A 220-nucleotide genomic window follows, 5' to 3' on the forward strand; every position below is an offset into this window, starting at 1 on the left:
ACCACTGTTAAGACAAATTGTGTAATAAAAATGAGGTTCAGGTACGTCTTGACTGTTAATATAATTTCCTTCTTCATTAACCGCCAGCCATTCTGGATGATTTCTCGCAACATACCCGTCCCATTGTACGGTTGTATAAATAGGTGCTTTTATATCATACTTATGAGCTTATTGGTTTCCAATTTTTTATATCCTCATCCTCTGGCTTTTTCTCTTCATA

At 35.5% G+C, this 220-nt stretch carries 1 pseudogene; it reads right to left on the reverse strand.

The window, feature by feature from the left end:
* Nucleotides 1-156 (reverse strand): annotated as a pseudogene (locus ACX6CF_RS27190) (alpha-amylase family protein); the annotation flags it as partial.
* Between the last annotated feature and the right edge of the window lie 64 nt (nt 157-220).

The organism is Vallitalea sediminicola, from assembly GCF_054408565.1.